Genomic DNA, 19,114 nt, shown 5'->3' on the forward strand with positions numbered 1-19,114 from the left:
GTATACATTGTAAAACGCGTGAAGTCAGGATGTCAACGCAGGAGGTGCGGTGTGAAAAGGTTACTGTTCTATCTTATTGCCATCTTAGGGTGCGGGCTGGCTATCTACACTTTTGTCTATGACCGCCCGCTGCTGCCGGACCTCACTCAAGGCGAGAAGGCCCTGCCGGAGGCGCAGACCACCCGGGTGAGGGTCGCCCTGTCTGACTGGACGGAGAACCTGGAAGTGAAGAATGCCATCAGCCATTATAATAAAACGAATCCCGATCAGATTGAGATCGTAGTGATGAACCTTGCTACAGACGCCTACGACGATACCTTAAATATGCTGATGACCTCCGGGCAGGGGCCGGATGTGTTCAGTGTCGATAACGCCTGGCTGGCCACTTACGTCAACAAGGGGTATCTTGCTAATCTGTCTGCTGATCTGGATGCCGGATGGCTGTTGCGTTTTCCGGTATGGGCCAGGAAGTACGCGTCCGGCCCGTTGTTCAAGGGCGGAATCTACTTCATGCCCTCCAGTATTGATACCGTGCGTCTGATCTACAATAAACAATTGTTCCGGACCGCCGGACTTGACCCGGAGCAGCCTCCGCTTACCTTCGCTGCACTGGAGCAGGCTGCCCTGCAGATCAGCCGGGCCGGAGCATTGGTCAATAAATACGGCTTCGCGTTGCCCGCCGGGGATAGCCGGGCCAGTCTCCAGGCCGGACTGGAGCTATCGAATACCTACAGCGGTTATTATCTGTATGATTACCGGTCGGGCCGTTATGACCTGAGTGTGTATGCCCCCTGGCTGCAAATGGTACGGGAGATGAAGCAGCAGGGCAGCCTCTACCCGGGGGAGACGCTGCTGAAGCTGAGCAGTGCGCTCCGGCAGTTCGCGGACGGCAATATTGGCATGATGTATGTTACCAGCAAAGATTATGTCAAGCTGCAGGAGTATATGCCTAAGGATGACTGGGGAGTGGCGCTCCCTCCGGCAGCGGAGCTGTCACGGCGCGGTGCCGGGGCTCTGATGATGGTCCCCCAAGCTCCGCTGGTGGTGAACAGTGCGGCGCAGAGCCGGGAGGCTGCGGTGAAGGTCTGGCGTTTTCTTCAATCGAAGGAGTTCCTGGGCATGCTGTATCAGCAGGCGCTGGCCCTCCCGGTGACAGACGGGATTATGGATAAGCCGGGCGCTTCACGGGGGCTACGCCACTTCAGGGAATTCTATCCAACCGCAGCAGAATCGATCTATCCGCTATCCCCGCAGATCATGGACCAGTATGATCCGAATACGGTATCCATGGAGCCGCGTTATTCAGGCGACGGTCCAAGAATGCAGCTGTATCTGCGGATCATCGCGGGGGACATTCCGCTGGACCAGGGACTGGGCAGCGAGAGTGAGCGGCTGAATCAGATGCTGGACATCGCAGCTACCGGGTATTCTTTTCGGCGTGAGGAATATATCTATCCGCAGTTCGATCCCCGCGCCCCGTTAGTGGGGGAGAGCCTGCAGAGCCGTTCGGACAGTGGACGGGAATAGAATAGGCTTATATTCAGGGACCTTTCCCGGCCATTGCGGCTGAGGAGAGGGCCCTTTTGTGTTGTCTCCTATTTATATGGGATGCCTGCCGGAATCTAGCTCTACTGCACACACCGTGCCGGAATCGCAGAATATTACTATATTGATCCATCTTTCTGCTGCTAGCTTCTATGTAGTCAAAAGATAGATTAAGTGAGGAAAGGAGAATCTATCAGGACAATACAAATCTGTCGTTAAAGGAGACTGGGAAATGACTCTACTATCCACAGGACCACTGGAAAACAATGCAGTTGGAGGAGTAAGACCCACTACACAGGTTACGGTCAGAATTGTTAACCGCAGTAGTGTTGCAGCTTCTACAGTATCTTTACAAGGCTATTACATGCAGGGAGGCATGCGGGTACTGTATGTCAGTCAATCACTTAATTTAGCAGCCAATGAATCTATTACTTCTACTTATTATGCAGATCTGGATGCTTTTGAATTTATTTTCTCCACTTCGGCTACGGTAGATGATCCGGTTCAGATCTCCGTATGGGGCAAGAGCAGCACCGGCCAGCTCGTCACTGCCCACCGGCTGGTCTCGGCTGAACTGCTGGGCGATACTGGTGTAACGGGGGCCACTGGAGCGACCGGCGTGACGGGCCCGACAGGCGCAACGGGCGCGACTGGAGCAGGGGTGACCGGAGCGACCGGGGCGGTGGGCGTAGGCGTGACAGGCCCAACTGGAGCAACCGGATTGACGGGCCCGACTGGTGCGACTGGAGCAGGGGTGACCGGTGCGACCGGCGTGACAGGTCCGACAGGTGCAACTGGCGCAGGGGTGACGGGGGCGACTGGAGCGACCGGGGCAGGGGTGACCGGTGCGACCGGAGTGACGGGCCCGACAGGCGCAACTGGCGCAGGAGTGACTGGTGCGACTGGAGCAGGGGTGACCGGTGCGACCGGCGTGACAGGCGTGACAGGTCCGACAGGTGCAACTGGCGCAGGAGTGACGGGGGCGACTGGAGCGACCGGTGCAGGGGTGACCGGTGCGACCGGCATGACGGGCCCGACAGGCGCAACTGGCGCAGGAGTGACGGGGGCGACTGGAGCGACCGGTGCAGGGGTGACCGGTGCGACCGGCGTGACGGGCCCGACAGGTGCAACGGGCGTAGGAGAGACCGGAGCGACCGGAGCAACGGGAGTAGGCGTGACCGGGGCGACCGGAGCAACGGGCGTGGGCGTGACCGGAGCGACCGGGGCAACGGGCGTGGGCGTGACCGGGGCAACCGGGGCAACGGGAGTAGGAGTGACCGGAGCGACCGGAGCAACGGGCGTGGGAGTGACCGGAGCGACCGGTGCAACGGGAGTAGGAGTGACCGGAGCGACAGGAGCAACGGGAGTAGGCGTGACCGGAGCGACCGGAGCAACGGGCGTGGGAGTGACTGGAGCGACCGGTGCAACGGGCGTGGGAGTGACTGGAGCGACAGGCGCAACTGGAGCAGGCGTGACGGGGGCGACTGGAGCAGGCGTGACCGGGGCGACCGGGGCAACGGGCGTAGGAGTGACCGGGGCGACCGGAGCAACGGGCGCAGGAGTGACCGGAGCGACCGGTGCAACGGGAGTAGGCGTGACCGGGGCGACCGGTGCAACGGGCGTAGGCGTGACCGGGGCGACCGGAGCAACGGGCGTAGGCGTGACCGGTGCGACCGGAGCAACGGGCGTAGGAGTGACCGGAGCAACGGGAGTAGGAGTGACCGGGGCAACCGGGGCAACGGGAGTAGGAGTGACCGGAGCGACCGGTGCAACGGGAGTAGGAGTGACCGGAGCGACCGGAGCAACCGGGGCAACAGGCGTGGGAGTGACTGGAGCGACCGGGGCGACTGGAGCAGGCGTGACCGGAGCGACCGGGGCAACGGGAGTAGGCGTGACCGGAGCGACAGGTGCAACGGGCGTGGGAGTGACCGGAGCGACCGGCCCGAATTTCGCATCAGAAGGTTTTTCCGCATTCCTGCCAACGTTCTCGGCCACGACCAGTACGCAGCTTACGGGTTGGACTGTAACTTCGCCTTACTATGACAGTGCGACATTTAATGAGACTACAGGCAACTACACGATTCCGGTATCCGGCAGATATTCGTTTGAGGCAACCATTAACTACAGCACTACCGCTGCCATCTCCGTTGCATTGGGAGCGGGAATTGATCCGGCTTTTGTAGTGCGGAGAACCTCGCCGACAGTAACGGATCTGGTAACCGGATTGTTCCCGCTGCTGAATGTTAACATTGCGCTTCTGCTGTCTCTGCGGACGATCCTGGGTAATGGTACAGTCACTCTAACGGGTGAAGTCGAACTGAGTGCAGGCGATGTCATCGGCCTCTTCTATGTATCAGATGGATTAACCGTGCCGTTAGATCTTGGAGGTGTCTCTTCAGGTGTTGTATGGTCTGTGCACAGACTGACTTAACCGCTGCAGACTAATTTAGACCCACAAGCTTCAGCTAAAAGAGCGTTCCACAGCGGTCATCGTGGAGCGCCTTTTTGCATTTTGTCCCTTCGGCTTCACTGCCTTCCGCAAATGGATTCTGGTACGGAAAGCAGTTGGATTTTCACCACTTATTCATGGACAGAAGCCTTCTTGTAGGGAAGCAGTTGGAGAAACAGCACTTAAAATTCAGCAAATATAGCAGAGTAGGGGAAATACGCGAAATTAAATGACGTTTATCCAACTAAAACCCGACGGGGATCCAAAATATCCAAATCAAGCTACGTTTATCCAACTAATTTACTCCAAACTCCGTAGGATTTTGAACTTTTATTATAGATGGCCTTATTTAGCATGGAGCCGCCTGCGGGTACACTTAAGTCAGGGAAGAGAGGGACTGCTGAAGGAACACGGGAGGCGGAAGACAATGGTTATGAAGCCGAAGAGAAGTGTGGCGGGTACAGGTAGCAGCAGCTTGCCGGTAGGCCGGAGGACGAAAAAGAGACACGGGCTGAAGCATCTGCTGAAGCATAAGGTGCTGCTGCTGATGCTGCTGCCGGGCGTAGTATTTTTGCTGATCAACAACTATCTGCCGATGTTCGGAATTGTGATTGCGTTCAAAAATATCAACTATGTGGACGGGATTCTCGGCAGTCCGTGGGTCGGGCTGGATAACTTCAAATTCCTCTTCGCCACCTCGGATGCCTGGATTATCACGCGCAATACGGTGCTCTACAACTTTGTGTTCATTGTGCTTAATCTGGTCTTCGCCGTATCCATCGCGGTTGCCCTGAATGAGCTGAGGAACAAGTTGGCCGCCAAATTCTATCAGAGCATCATGTTCTTCCCCTACTTCCTGTCGATGGTGGTGGTGAGCTATCTGGTGTTCGCTTTTCTGAATGTAGAATACGGTTTCATCAATAAAGGAGTCTTCGCCCTCTTCGGGCTGGATGAGCTGAACTGGTATTCGGAGCCGAAGTATTGGCCGTTCATTCTGCCGCTGATTAATCTCTGGAAAGGGGTGGGCTATGGCTGTGTCATCTATCTGGCGGCGATCATCGGCATTGACAACGAGTACTATGAAGCGGCCCTGATCGACGGCGCCAGCAAGTGGAAGCAGATCCTGCATATCACGATTCCGCTCATCCGGCCGGTCATTATTATTACAACGATTCTGGCGATCGGGGGCATCTTCCGCTCCGACTTCGGGCTGTTCTACCAGACCACACTGAACTCCGGGGCGCTGTACCCGACTACACTGGTCATCGACACCTACGTCTATAACGCGCTGATTAACATGGGTAACCTGGGGATGTCCGCAGCGGCCGGATTATACCAATCGGTGGTCGGCTTTTTCCTGGTCCTCGGCTCGAACTGGATCGTGCGTAAGGTTGACAAGGATCAGGCGGTTTTCTAGCTAAAAGTCTGGCAGCGCACGTACCCTGTAGAAGGAGTGGAAATCCGTGGCTAATAACGAAATATCCCGCTTCACTAACGTTCTCCTCCATATTATTTTTATCATCCTGTCCCTGGCCTGCCTGCTGCCGATTGTACTGGTCTTCATGATCTCTATTACCGATTACGATTACATCGTCCGCAATGGCTATCAATTCATCCCGGAGAAGCTTAGCCTGGAGGCTTACGCGTATATCTTCAAGGATTACAGCGTGGTGCTGCGGGCCTACGGCATCTCGTTCTTCGTCACCATCACCGGAACGCTGGTCAGTGTGTTCATCTCTTCCCTGTATGCGTATCCGATCTCGCGGGCCGATTTCCGGTACCGGGGGGTGTTCGCCTTCCTGATTTTCTTCACTATGCTCTTCGGGGGCGGGCTGGTGCCGTGGTATATGGTCTACACCCAGGTGCTGGACCTCAAGAATTCGATCTGGGCACTGGTCGTGCCGATGCTGCTGTCCCCGTTCAATGTGCTGATTATGAAGACGTACTTCCAGATGAGCGTGCCGCCCGCGCTGATTGAAGCCTCTACGATTGACGGAGCAGGGGAGCTAAGGACGTTCTTCCGGATTGTTTTCCCGCTGTCTTTGCCGGTCTTCGCGACCATTGGGCTGTTCAATACGCTGCATTACTGGAATGACTGGTTTAACAGCATGATTTTCATTACCGACACAGACCTCTATTCCCTCCAATATCTCATGTACAAAATGATCTCCCAGGCAGACTACCTGAGCCGCAACGGGGCACTTATTCAAGGCTCGGCCACCGAGCTGGCCAAATTGCCGGGGGAAACGATCCGTATGGCGATGGCGCTGATCGGCATCGGGCCGATTGTGCTGGCCTATCCGTTCTTCCAGCGGTATTTCATCAAAGGACTGACGCTCGGCTCTATCAAAGGCTAACCTCGGAACCTACCGATTAGCATATATCTGTTCCATCAAGGGGAGGAAAAAAGTATGGCAGGTAAAAAAGTCACAGGTCTGCTGCTGTCGCTTGTGCTGATAGCCGGATTCACCCTGGCCGGATGTGCGGGGAACAATGGCAATACAGCGGCGCCTACAGAGAAAACGGGGGAAAGCACCACAGCTCCGGCGGCAACGAAGGAAGCGACAGGAACCGAAGCGGCTGGAACGGAGGCGCCGGGTGCGCTTGCTCCGGTGGAGCTGTCTCTGTATCTGCCCGGCGGGCCGGATAAGGATGTGGCGTCCGTAGAGCAGGAGATCAACGCCTACCTGAAGGATAAAATCAACGCCACCCTCAAGATCAACCAGCTAAGCTGGGATAAACCGGCCGACAAGGTCAATCTGATGATCCAGTCCGGCGAGGTGTTCGATATGGTCTATACCTGGAACTTCATGACCAACGCCGCGAAGGGGGCGTATCTGCCGCTGGAGGAGCTGCTGGACACCTATGCCAAGGAGACGAAGGCACAGATTAATCCCGCTTACCTGCAGGCAGCCACCGTCAACGGACATTTGTATGCGGTTCCAACCGAGAAGGAGCTGGGGCAGTCGGTCGGGTTCGCTTTTGACAAGGCGATTGTGGATAAATACGGCTTCGATGTGAACAGCCTCCAGAAGCTGGAGGATATTGAACCGATGCTGAAGACGATTAAAGAGAAGGAGCCGGCCCTCTCTCCGCTGTTCATGAACCATACCGACAGCCTGCACTGGTTCACTGCGTATCCTGACAGCGAGGACTTAGACGGCAGCAATGATATCCCGACCCTGCTTGATTACAAGACCATGAAGGTGTTCAACGAATACGACACACCAGCAATGACGGAGCGGCTGAAGCTGATCCGCAGCTGGTATGAAGCGGGCTATATCAACAAGAACGGCGCCACAGATAAGACCGAGCTGAAGGATGCGGTCAAAAGCGGCAAAGCCTGGTTCGTCTACGGCAACATGAATCCGACCTCCACCAATGACTGGACCCGGCTCGCCGAGAAGCCGATGATCATCAAGACGCTGCTGCCTGTTCAGGTCAGCACCAAGAGTCTGCAAGGCTCCATGCTCGCCATCTCCAGAACCTCGAAGAACCCCGAGCGGGCCATGATGTTCATGAACCTGATTCACACCGATCCGGTGCTCTACAACCTGCTGACCTTCGGCATTGAGGGTAAGCACTATAAGAAGCTGGAGAACAACACCGTTGAGTTCATTGCGGACAGCGGCTACAACTCCGTATCCTCCTGGATGATCGGCAATGTGCTGCTGAACTACCTGAATAAGGATGAGGATCCGAAGCGCGTGCAGCTCTATACGGACTGGAATAAGAACGCCACCGTGTCTCCGGTGATCGGATTTGTCTTCGATTCGACCAAGGTGCAGTCACAGATTGGTGCCCTGATCAATATCACGAAGCAGTATAAGAACACCCTGTTCTCCGGGGAAAAGGACCCTGAACCGGTCCTGAAGGAGATGAACAGCAAGCTGAAGGCCGCAGGCCTGGACGCTGTGATTACGGAAATTCAGAGTCAGCTCGACGCTTTTCTGGCCGCCAAATAAGCAGTAGAGGCCATAGCACGCCCGGTACCCGGCAGCAAGCAGTCATAGCGGCCGCCTGCGGCAGGTACCGGGTATTCTCTTTCGCTAATCCAGCCTTTGGGGAGCCCCTATCTGATCAAGAGAGGGTGTTACTATGCGAATTCAGAGAATCACAGGCAAATTGCTCATTGCAGCTCTGGTATGGATGTCCGCCTCATTGCCCGGAGTACAGATCAGCTCCGCCGAAATGCCGCCTGCACAGGCGGTTATTGAAGACAGCGAATCCGCTGCGGTGTTCCCGCCTCCGGGGTCTGCGGCTGAACCGTTACATGAGAGTACACTCAGTGCAGCCAGTACAGTCACAGAGGATACCTACCAGCCGTCTCCGCTGCTCTGGCAGGTGGGCGAGCAGGATAACAGCTCCGCAGAATTTACAGTGTATCAGGATGTGTACAGTGAGAATATCACCCTCCCCGTCAATCCCCTGAACTGGAATACGATCTCCCGCGGCATGAAGCTGGACCGCAATGCGGCGATGGAGCTAAGCTTCAATCTTACGGAAGTCCCCCTCTATGGTGTGGAGTTCAGCTTCAAGGTACTGGATGCAAGCACCGCAATTCCGCAGCTGGCCGTATTCACCAATGGCAGCTTCAGCGGGCTGATTCAGATTACCGGGCTGAACGATGGAGAGACCCCCCTTACGAACACATGGAAAGAAACCTATAGACTCTACATTCCCTCAGAACAGCTGAAGACCGGCAGCAATGAGCTGAAGCTGACTGTGGACCGCGGGCTATACGCTGATCCGCAGTCGCCCGGATATGACGGTGACAAGTATCTGTGGTTCGAATGGGATTATCTCAGGCTGGAATCATTGACTAAGCCGGCTGCCGAGCCTATCCACGGACGGTATGTCCACCTGGGAAGCACGATTGCCGCCTCGACCTTCCGGTATGACGAGCACGCGATCCGCCATCTGGCCCCGATGGCCAAGTGGCTGGGCATTGCCTATAGCGGCAACTGGATGCGCACCTCCTTCTGGTCCGATACCAGCGCAGGCTGGGACCCGCAGGGCCGCAAGTATCTGGAGACGCTGCGCGACCTCAATCTTGCGCCAATGGTTAATATCATCGGCGGCAACTGGAAGACTAACAGCGAGCTGGCAGCAGGGACGATTAGCTCTGCGCTGAGGAGCTATTACAGCGGCTTTGTCAGCAAATTCGGTGATCTGTACCAGTATGCCGAGACAGGCAATGAGCCGGGATTGTTCGGCTGGGCACAGAAGGCTGTGCTGGCGCTTCATGAACTGATGGACGAGGAGAGGCAGACGAACAGCCAGCCTTACTTGAAAATTGTTGCTCCCGGCTGGGCCTACTGGCCGTATAACGGCACCCCTGACGGCTGGGAACGGGATGCTGCCCAGCGTGCGCCGATTGAAGCGCTGTCGGATGTGACCAACGGACACAGCTATGGCGGGACCGGCGTCCAGCCGTTGCCGGGCGGAAGCCTGTATGAGAATCTGCGGGTGTATAGTGCTTCAGAGGAAGGCTTCGGCAAAGAGATGGCCATGAGCGAGACCGGCAGCAACGACAATCATTCCGACAATACGAAATACGGGACGTATGCTTACAGGTTTGCTTCTGCTTTTGACCGGGAGCTGCGGGGGAATATCGGGTATGCCGACCATATTATGCAGCATGCCGCCTTCTTCAATGACGGGACGGAGTTTGGCCTGTTCGATTCCGCGATCAACTGGAACACACACCGCTATGAGGATACAGCGGCGGTACCGGCTAATATCAATGAATCCGGGGAGACCCGGCTGAAGACGTTCCGCAGACTGGCTGCCGCTTACGCCACCCATGGAAGTCCGCTGGACTACGAGGTGCTGAATGCAGCCGAACTGACCGGGCTGAAGGCGTATTTCCGCGCAGTGGATACCTCAGCGCTGGGCACTACAGCCATCGGAGCTTCGTCCGATAAAATCCTGCTGAACTTCGTCAACTTTGAGACGTCGCCGGTGACGATGCAGGTGAAGGTTAAGATGCCGTCCAGCGGAGCGTATGCCGGGGAACGGTTCGGTCCAGGGGAGACGTACGCCGCTGCCTACTCCCGGGTGGAGCTTGCGGCAGATCCGTACATTACACTTACAGTTGCGCTGGATGCGGGGGAGACGGTCCAGTATATCCTTGATGAGCAGGACAACACGCTGCCTGCTTCTCCGGGCAATCCTGCGGCAACAGCATTAAGCCATGAGCAGATCCGGCTAACCTGGACGGCTTCCACAGACAACGCTGCTGTCGTCAGTTATAACGTCTACCGTGACGGCGGAGCGGCTCCGGTGATGAATATTCCGGGACGGCTGACCTTCTGGAATGACTATACCGTAGCGCCGCAGACCACTTACAGCTACACAGTGCAGGCCGTGGATGACTCCGGCAATGCATCGCCTCTTAGCACAGCCGTATCAGCGACTACACCGGTCATGCCGATTACACCGCATGCCGCAGGAGATCCGGCCAAGTTCGAGGCCGAAGCTACCGCCTTTGCCTTGCCACTGAAGACCGGCAATAACAGCAGCGCCTCGGGCGGCAAGGTCGTGGAGCAGACGCATAGCGGAGGCTTAACGATCCAAGGCTTCCATTCCGAGAATGGTGGCAGCTACACCTTAACAATTGTATACGCTTCCAATGAGGAATCGAAGAAAAATATTCTCGTGAACGGCGTGAAGCAGTCCACAATAACCCTGCCTTCAACGGGCAGCTGGACCGCGAATCTGACCGCACGGCAGTATGGGATTACCCTCCAGCCGGGCTATAACATGATCAGCTTTACCTCCGCCGGGAAGGGGGCAAATCTCGATTATTTCAAGCTGGAGGAAGGGCTGTATGTTCCGCTCTCCCACTGGTATCCGGCCGCACATGATCATCCTTACATTGACTATACCTGGTTCGAGACTGCACCGAATGGAGTTTCCCATGTGACCTATGAGGAGGATGCTACGGCTGCCTTTAGCTTCAATGGCATCGGTGTCCGTTGGAGATCGGATATCAAGAGCGATATGGGCAGTGCGGATGTCTACGTCGATGGTGAGTTTAAGGAGACTATAGTCATTCCGCAGGCAGGGCTGGAGGGTGATCATAAGATTGTCTACGAGCTGACAGGACTGGAATACGGGCTGCACCGGATAGAGATTGCAGGCAACGGCGGAAAGGTGATGGTCAGCGGGCTGGAGTACGAGAGCTACGAGTCTGTATTGCCCGTACCGGGACCGGATCTGACGGTGACGGATATCGGCTGGCACATTGTGAACAGCGACGGCAGCCCTTCCGCGCACAGCACACCGCAGCTGGGCGACTCCCTGATCTTCTGGGCCAAAGTGAAGAACATCGGCGTCCGTCCCACGCCGCTGAATGCCTCAACCGGACTCGGACAGATTACCGGCGGCGCCTTCTCGGTTAACGGCGGAGTGGTCTCGTGGACGGACACGAATACCAGTGTGATTCAGCCGGGCGAGGAGATAACATTGACGGCTAACGCCAGTGCGCAGGGCACCCCCCGGTGGACGGTGCCGACCATCGGCGAGTTTACAGTCAGCTTTTTTGTGAATGATATCTGGCGGTATGCGGAGATGAACAAGGAGAATAACAAGCGGGCACGGGCGCTGGAGATCAGCCTGCCCTGACGGGGTAATCAGCCGGTTGGCGGATCGGTGCAGGCAGTTTGTAGAATTTTGAACTTATATTATAGCTGGCTGTATGTAGAGCAACTTCGTGATCCGGTACACTGGATTTAGAACAGAACCTGCCGGGAGGAGCCTTAAATGATGCAGAAGCCGTTAAGCAAGGAAGAACAGGAATGGGTGGAGGAGACGCTTGAAGCGATGAGCCTCCGTGAACTGATCGGGCAGACGATGCAGGACCATGCGGGCAGGCTGCCGTTCAAGGGGGATGATGAGGCCGCTCTCCGCCGGTATCTGGAGCAGTATCCGGTGGGCAGCTTCTTCATCGGCGGGGAGGTTATTCAGAAGGCCGCAGGCAAAGCGGAGGATTACCGAGACTGGGCGGGACTGCTGCAAGGTATCAGCAGGTTCCCGCTGCTGTTCTCCGGTGATCTGGAATTCGGGGCAGGCTCGGCGGTGAGGAGTCTCACGGCCTTCCCGCCGCTCCTCGCGCTTGCGGCAGCAGATGATGAAGACCTGGCTTACGAATACGGCAAATATACCGCGCTGGAAGGCCGGGCGGCCGGGTTCACCTGGGCGCTGGCCCCGGGAACCGATCTGCTGCTGAATTGGATGAATCCCGTCATTACGACCCGTTGCCTGGGAGATGACGCCGGGCAGGCGGCGCGCCTGTCCGCCGCTGTCATGCGGGGCATGCAGGAGCATGGCCTTGCGGCCTGCGCCAAGCATTTTCCCGGTGACGGGGTCGACTACAGGGATCAGCATATCATTACTACGGTGAACAGCTTATCGGAAGAGGAATGGTTCTCCACCTACGGGCAGGTGGCCGGGGAGATGATCAGCCAGGGGGTCATGTCCTATATGACCGGACATATTGCCCTCCCCTGGATCGAAGACGGGGCAGGCGGTGCTGGATCGGGGCCGGTCCCGGCAACCGTCTCGGAGCGGATTACAACAGGACTGCTGCGGGAGCGGCTTGGCTTCGACGGAGTGGTGTTGTCGGATGCGCTGGATATGGGCGGATTCTTATCCTGGGGAGACTATACGCAGCGCATCATAGACTGCTTCAATTGCGGTACGGATGTGCTGCTCTGGCCGGGAGTACGGTACTTCGCAGTGATGGAGCAGGCGGTGGAGGACGGACGCGTCAGCCGGGAACGGCTGAAGGCCAGTGTCCGGCGGATTCTGGAGCTGAAGGCGCGGCTTGGTGTGCATGCTGCCTGCGCCGGGGGAGAGGACACAAGGGCCCAGCCGCTGCTGGACGACAAGCTGCCGCCTGGTCTCGACCGGCAGGTCAGACAGTTCAGCCGCGAGCTGGCCGGGCGCTGCATTACCCTGGTGCGCAACCGCACCGGCCAGCTGCCGCTGAATCCGCAGGAGGTCCGCCGGGTGCTGGTCATCATGATGAACAAGGTGACGGAGGGGCGCAGATATGAGCGGATGAATCTTTTTGTGGAGCAGCTTAAGGCCAGGGGGCTAGAGGTGGATATTCTGGATGAATTCGAGCCGCTGACGACACTGCGGCAATGGGAGCAGTCGGGGGTCCGCTGGGATGCTGCCTTCGCCCCTTATTTCCTTCCGCTGCACGGAATGATGAACACCGCCCGTCCTGTGGGTGAAGCGGCCAAGGCCATCTGGGCCATGCAGCATGCGGAGACAGTCCGGCCGATCGGTATTTCGTTCGCTACGCCATATCTGCTGCAGGACATTCCCTTCTTAGATACCCTGGTGAATGCGTATTCTCTGCATGAAGATACAGTAGAGCTGACGGTTAAGGCGCTGTTCGGAGAGATTCCGTTTCAGGGAAGCTCCCCGGTGAAAGCGGAGATTTGAGAGGGCGATTACGGTTCAGGGAGGCTTCAGACGTCTTGAGTGCGAAACAGGAATCAGAGGCAAAACGGGCAGCGGGCAGGAAGCGGGAACTGGAGGCGAAGCTGCGCAAGATCTTTGAATATATGCGTCTTGAAAGGCACCAAGGGAATTGGGGAATGGATATAGATCATTGGGACTGGGTGCCCGGCGTGGGTGTAATCTCATTGCTGGAATATGGTACAGCGGCAGGTAGAGAAGAGGTGACGGATTACCTGCTGCACTGGGTGAACCGGAATAAGCAGAAGGCCGAAGGGGTTCGGGTTATCAATTCCCTGGCTCCCTACGCGGTCTTTCCTGAGCTGTACCGGCTGACCGGGGACCCGTGGTTTATCAGCCGGGCGCAGGAGGTTGCCGCATGGATGCTGGATACTGCCCCCCGGACCCGGGAAGGCGCGCTGGAGCATACCGTGACAGAGGCCGTGGAATTCCCTGAACAGGTATGGGCCGATACGGTGTATATGGCCGTGCTGTTCCTGGCCCGGCTTGCCGGTCTGACCGGCGACCAGGAGCTTGCTGCCGCCGCCGTGCAGCAGACCTTGCAGCACCTTCGGCTGCTCCAGGACCCGGCGACGGGGCTGCTATTCCATGGCTGGAACAGCCGGGCAGGCAGCCATATGTCGGCAGCCCGCTGGGCCCGGGCCAATGCCTGGGTGGTACTTGCGGTCCCGGAGATTGTGGCCGGGACCGGAAGCCTGACTGCTATTCCACAGGAGCTGTACAGCCGCTACCGCAGGCTTGCTTCTGCCCTGCGGCAGGCGCAGGGGGCCGGCGGCTTGTGGCATACGGTGCTCGACCGGCCGGATTATTACGAGGAGACCTCGGCCAGCGCCGGTATTGCCTGCGGCTTCCTGAAGGCGGTGAAGAGCGGACTGCTGGAGGATGCCTATCTGGAGAGCGCGGAGGCGGCACTTGCGGGGATTCTTCCGCTCATCCGCGAAGACGGTGAGGTGCAGGGGGTCTCGGGAGGCACCCCGGTTATGCCGTCGATAGCGGCCTATAACACCATTGAGAGATATCCGGCACTGTATGGGCAAGGGCTGGTGATGCAACTGCTGACAGAGGCATTGGATCTGAAGGAAATGAAGCATCGGCTTGAGAGGCAAGAGCATGAGGAGCGTCAGGAGCACCAGGGACGACAAGAGGACCAGGGGCGTGAAGAACATGAGGAGCACCAGGGACGACAAGAGGACCAAGGGCATGAAGAACATGAGGAGCGTCAGGGAGGACAAGAGGACCAAGGGCGTGAAGAACATGAGGAGCGTCAGGGAGGACAAGAGGACCAAGGGCGTGAAGAACATCCAGAGCGTCAAGGGGGTCAGCGACGTCAGGAGCAATCTGAGGGGATAGGTTCATTAAATGTTGAAGGGGAGGCAGGGGGATGACGGTGAAGGATAACGCAGAAGCTGCGGGTGGAGGGCTGGATCAGCGGCAACGGCTGATTCATAAGGTGACCGGACTGGAATCCCGCTATGACTCGGCCATTTGCATGCTGCGCTCCCCGTTCAGCAGCCCGGGGTATCATACGACGCTGAAGCAGGCGGAGTTCATCCACTCCACCAGAGACTCGCTCAGCTATGCGCTTGGACTGCTCGACACGGGGCTGGCCTGTTATGAAGAGCGGGCATTCGATATTATCCGGCAGGTCATCTCCTTGCAGGATACGGACCCGGCGCATGATACCTTCGGCATCTGGTCCTGGTTCTATGAGGAGCCGCTGGACCAGATGGCTCCGCCGGACTGGAATTGGGCGGACTTCTGCGGCAGCCGACTGGTGCAGGCCCTTTCGCGCCACGGCCACCGTTTCCCGCACGATCTGCGGGAAGCAGCCGTCTTGTCCATAGAGTGTGCCTGCGAAGCCATTATCCGGCGCAATGTCGGACCGGATTATACCAATATTGCGATTATTGGCGCGTTCGTGACCAGAATTGCCGGGGAGAAGCTGGGGCGTAAGGATTATGCGGACTATGGGCTGGAGCGGCTCAGGAGGCTGCATGCTCATACCCTGAAGCATGGGGCTTTTCAGGAATTTAACAGCCCTGTCTACACCTACATTGCCATTCTGGAGCTGTCGAAGCTTCAGTCCGAGACCTCGGACAGCAGGGTTAAGGCATGGACCAGAGAACTGCTAGAGCTGACCTGGAGGACCGTGGCCGGGTATTATCACCCCGCCACGGCCCAGTGGTCCGGCCCGCATTCCCGCTGTTACGGAGTGCTGCTGGAGGACCAGAGCAAGGCGTTTCTGCAACTGGCGACAGGAGGAGCCGTGATGTTCTTCCCATGGGAGGAGCTGCCTTACGAAGAGGAATGGTATATGAGCGGCATCCATTGTCCCCCTGCCTATCTGAAGGGCTTCAAGGTTCCTGAGACGAAGGAGATAAGGCAACGCTTGGAAGGGGAGGAGAAAGGGCAGGAGCAGGGGACAGGGAAAGAGCGGAAGCGGGAGTTGGGCCAGGAACAAGGGCGGGATCAGGAATGGGATCAGGAGCGGAATGGGGAGCAAGGTCGGGATCAGGTGCAAGGTCAGGGTCAGGTGCAAGGTCGGGATCAGGTGCAAGGTCAGGGTCAGGGGCAGGGTCAGGGTCAGGGTCAGGGGCAGGGGCAAGATCGGGATCAGGAGCAAGGTCAGGGTCAGGTGCAAAATCACAATCAGGGGTATGACGGCAAGTGGGCGGTCACTTATATGACTCTGCAGTGGAGCATGGGCTCCTTCACCCATAGTGATCTGTGGAACCAAAGACGGCCGCTGCTGATCTATGCCAATAATAACGGACAGCCCTCATATCTCCGGCTCCGCTGCCTGCATGACGGCTATGACTACTGTTCCGCACGCTTTCAATCGCTGCAGGAAGCAGGCCATGTGCTGTTCGGGATCGATTTCATAACGGATGGCGGGGATACCCATCCGAATCTGGACCGGACCGGCGGTGTGATTGCGGCTTCGGACCTGCGGCTGCGGCTGGAGGTTGGCGGCGCTCTGGAGGGAGTTACAGCCGCATTAACAGAAGAAGGTACGGTTATCACCATTGCAGGAACGGAGTTTCGCCTGACAACCTGGTTCGCGGCATTCAGCGGGCAAGCGGATGCAGGCAACCGATTGGTGTGGGAACTTCATAAGGCAGACGGCCGGATGAATATCGATATGATTCTCTACGCCGGTCCGCGCAGGATGCTGGACTTCACCTCCATGCAGCAGGCTGCGCTGGTGTTCTCTCTGGCGGCTGGGGAGGAGGGGAGATTGAACTCTGCCCCGCTTCTGGAGCTGACGGATGAGGGCGGCCTGCGGGTTAGCAGTGGAAGCGAGCACGAAGGGGGCAGAGCGCAGGGAGTTGCAGGAGGGAAGGCGGCGGGAGCGAATGAAGTCAACGAATGGAATGAAGCGAATGCTGAGGAGGGAGATGGGGGGGCGAAAATCGTAAAAATCGTAAAAAGCATGAAAGGCGGGTTCGTACTTAATCTGCGGCCGGCTCCGGGAGAGTAGCTGATAACAACGGTCAAAGGCTGAATGTAATCGAAAAACCGACCACAATTGGACTGGGTGCGCCACGTAAGCCAAATGTAATCGAAAAACCGACCACAATTGGACCGGGCGCGCCACGTAGGCCCAATGTAATCGAAAAACCGACCACAATTGGACCGGGCGCGCCACGTAGGCCCAATGTAATCGAAAAACCGACCACAATTGGACCGGGCGCGCCACGTAGGCCGAATGTAATCGAAAAACCGACCATAATTGGACCGGGCGCGCCACGTAGGCCGAATGTAATCGAAAAACCGACCACAATGCGCAGGGTGGGCAGTCCATTATGAAAATGAGAGCAATAAACAATAATTCCTTGCAGATGCGGAGCGGATAACGGACAAAGCGATGGTACTGCTGATTTCCGCTCCGGCATCTCTACAGCCTGTACGGTCACCGCTCTGTCATAGGTCTGCGAACTTCACCTCAGGAAAACGGGGGTCCGGCTCGTTTAACAACTTACCGCCTTCCTTTTTCAAATATTTATTAAAAAAGTCCAGTATATATGCATTCGTGATGGCATCGGCTCTTTCGGGCGCAAGTTGTCCGATAGCACCAAGTATCTGAAAGATCGGAGAAATAAACTGTGCATTCGTAAAGTTCAAATGCTCTGTATTGTCAATGTAGAGCACTTGCCCTCCTGCTTCTATGGCTTCCCGCATCCGTTGAAGCTCTAACTTCTTGGCTTGGGCCGTTTGATTCTCCCATTCCCTAGTCGAACCCATCTCTTTAAGCTCTGCATCGGTATAGACCTTATTCTGCATCACCCTCTGGAACGACTTGGAATTGCTTTCCGAATTCATGAACATAAATGGTTTGTGCAGGCGGCCCCGGTCTTGCAGCCGATACAGTCCTCCATCCAGATCTATTCCAGCCGTAATGCGCGGATCATACGAAGCATCATAGGCGGTAGCCCCGCCGATCGAATGGCCGAATATGCCTACATGGGCCAGATCCATTTTCCCTTTGAAACGGCTTGCGGTCTGCCCGGATTGGAGAAGCTCGAACTGATCTAATACAAATGACACATCCTCAGTGAGAACTTTGCCCAGCATATCGCGGGTTTGGCTTTCGGTCATGTAATCATTCTGGGATGAAAATAGCTGATCGGTAGTATTGGCCACGACCCGTCCATCCGGGAATTCAGTAGCAAATGTATTATACGTGTGGTCTATCGCAGCTACAATATATCCATGACTCGCAAGCTCTTCAGCCTGAGTCGTATGAAGGAACCGGGAAGAGCCATTGCCCGGATTCACAATAATTAACGGATGCTGGTTACTTGCCGAAGCGATCTCTGCCCCCGGATAAGCGTGACTGGCCACAAACTTCAGATATTGAAAAGTAAACCCCGGAAGACCGTATTGCTCAGCCATATAGCTTAAGATGCCCGGACTTGAAATCCAAGGAGCATACGCACCGCCGGTACTGGTTTCAGCCGGATACCACACCTGTACCATCAATTCCCTGCTCCGCCCTCCAGTGCTGTCGAAGCTCTCTTTCCGGGCTGTATCTACAAAATGAAAAGCTTGTGTGCCGACCTTGAACGCACCTGCCGGTGCAGGCAGCTTGAATACAGGGAAAACATACATAAGTCCCGCCGTTGCAACAAGCATCATCACTATCGCCGTATACGCTAAGCCCCGGAGGAAGCGCGGGATTCGGGGCAGAGCGTTCTTTTTAACATAATGATACATTGAAACAGCCAACAACATCATCGTTACGCCGTACAGCAGCAATAGCTGAATCCGGTAGCCTTCTGCCGCCCAATGAATGAACATAATAAGTGTAGCGGTCCCGCTTGCGATGAGTAAGGGTATGATCCGGCGGTCCTTATGCAGCAAGAGTGTTAATACAAGCACAATAATATCCGAGAAAAAAAGCAACATTTCGAATAATCTCATGTTCAATCTCCTTTTGACTAATGTTCATTTTGGTTTCTTATCTGCTCAATATAAAGACGGTGTTGCCCGCTAAAATATATCAATCCCCTGTATGTTGCTATAAACGACAAAAAACCACTGGTATGCCCAGCGGTTTGGTTGTATCGTATTCAGGTCCCCGCTCAGGAACATAGCACAAGGAGCTGGCCCCGTAATGCGGGG

General features: G+C 56.5%; 11 protein-coding genes. 9 read left to right on the forward strand and 2 right to left on the reverse strand.

What is annotated here, in order from left to right; genetic code table 11:
• Nucleotides 1–51: 51 nt before the first annotated feature.
• The 9 genes from J2Z70_RS19950 to J2Z70_RS19990 all read left to right on the forward strand — a co-directional run bounded on the left by J2Z70_RS19950 (nucleotide 52) and on the right by J2Z70_RS19990 (nucleotide 16,970).
• Nucleotides 52–1,527, forward strand: coding sequence for an ABC transporter substrate-binding protein (locus J2Z70_RS19950; RefSeq protein WP_209876136.1), 1,476 nt, complete (start codon nucleotides 52–54; stop codon nucleotides 1,525–1,527).
• 250 nt (nucleotides 1,528–1,777) lie between these two features.
• Nucleotides 1,778–3,976, forward strand: a complete 2,199-nt coding sequence (locus tag J2Z70_RS19955) for a collagen-like protein (protein WP_209876365.1) — start codon at nucleotides 1,778–1,780, stop codon at nucleotides 3,974–3,976.
• A gap of 451 nt (nucleotides 3,977–4,427) precedes the next feature.
• Nucleotides 4,428–5,411, forward strand: coding sequence for an ABC transporter permease (locus tag J2Z70_RS19960; protein WP_425355121.1), 984 nt, complete (start codon nucleotides 4,428–4,430; stop codon nucleotides 5,409–5,411).
• A gap of 46 nt (nucleotides 5,412–5,457) precedes the next feature.
• Entirely contained in the window at nucleotides 5,458–6,351 is an 894-nt protein-coding gene (locus tag J2Z70_RS19965; protein ID WP_076077305.1) for a carbohydrate ABC transporter permease, read from the forward strand.
• A gap of 54 nt (nucleotides 6,352–6,405) precedes the next feature.
• Nucleotides 6,406–7,959 carry an ABC transporter substrate-binding protein gene (locus J2Z70_RS19970; RefSeq protein WP_051477893.1) on the forward strand — a complete coding sequence of 518 codons (1,554 nt, stop codon included), beginning with the start codon at nucleotides 6,406–6,408 and terminating at the stop codon, nucleotides 7,957–7,959.
• A gap of 133 nt (nucleotides 7,960–8,092) precedes the next feature.
• Nucleotides 8,093–11,623: a carbohydrate-binding domain-containing protein gene (locus J2Z70_RS19975; RefSeq protein WP_209876140.1), complete on the forward strand. Its 3,531-nt coding sequence runs from the start codon at nucleotides 8,093–8,095 to the stop codon at nucleotides 11,621–11,623.
• Nucleotides 11,624–11,761: 138 nt separating this feature from the next.
• Nucleotides 11,762–13,453 (forward strand): glycoside hydrolase family 3 protein, encoded by a 1,692-nt coding sequence (locus tag J2Z70_RS19980; RefSeq protein ID WP_209876142.1) that lies wholly within the window; start codon nucleotides 11,762–11,764, stop codon nucleotides 13,451–13,453.
• Between the two features lie 35 nt (nucleotides 13,454–13,488).
• A complete protein-coding gene (locus tag J2Z70_RS19985; RefSeq protein ID WP_245368382.1) occupies nucleotides 13,489–14,874 on the forward strand; it encodes a glycoside hydrolase family 88/105 protein in 1,386 nt (461 codons plus the stop codon).
• Nucleotides 14,871–16,970 carry a hypothetical protein gene (locus tag J2Z70_RS19990; RefSeq protein WP_209876144.1) on the forward strand — a complete coding sequence of 700 codons (2,100 nt, stop codon included), beginning with the start codon at nucleotides 14,871–14,873 and terminating at the stop codon, nucleotides 16,968–16,970. The genes J2Z70_RS19985 and J2Z70_RS19990 overlap by 4 nt, the downstream gene beginning before the upstream one ends.
• Nucleotides 16,971–16,983: 13 nt before the next feature.
• On the opposite strand, the gene J2Z70_RS19995 is transcribed toward J2Z70_RS19990, so the two are convergent.
• Both J2Z70_RS19995 and J2Z70_RS20000 read right to left on the reverse strand, forming a co-directional pair.
• Nucleotides 16,984–17,406, reverse strand: coding sequence for a hypothetical protein (locus J2Z70_RS19995; protein ID WP_209876146.1), 423 nt, complete (start codon nucleotides 17,404–17,406; stop codon nucleotides 16,984–16,986).
• Between the two features lie 7 nt (nucleotides 17,407–17,413).
• Entirely contained in the window at nucleotides 17,414–18,913 is a 1,500-nt protein-coding gene (locus tag J2Z70_RS20000) for an alpha/beta hydrolase family protein (protein ID WP_209876148.1), read from the reverse strand.
• Nucleotides 18,914–19,114: the final 201 nt, after the last annotated feature.

It is taken from the genome of Paenibacillus silagei (assembly GCF_017874735.1).
Taxonomy (GTDB): domain Bacteria; phylum Bacillota; class Bacilli; order Paenibacillales; family Paenibacillaceae; genus Paenibacillus_AQ; species Paenibacillus_AQ silagei.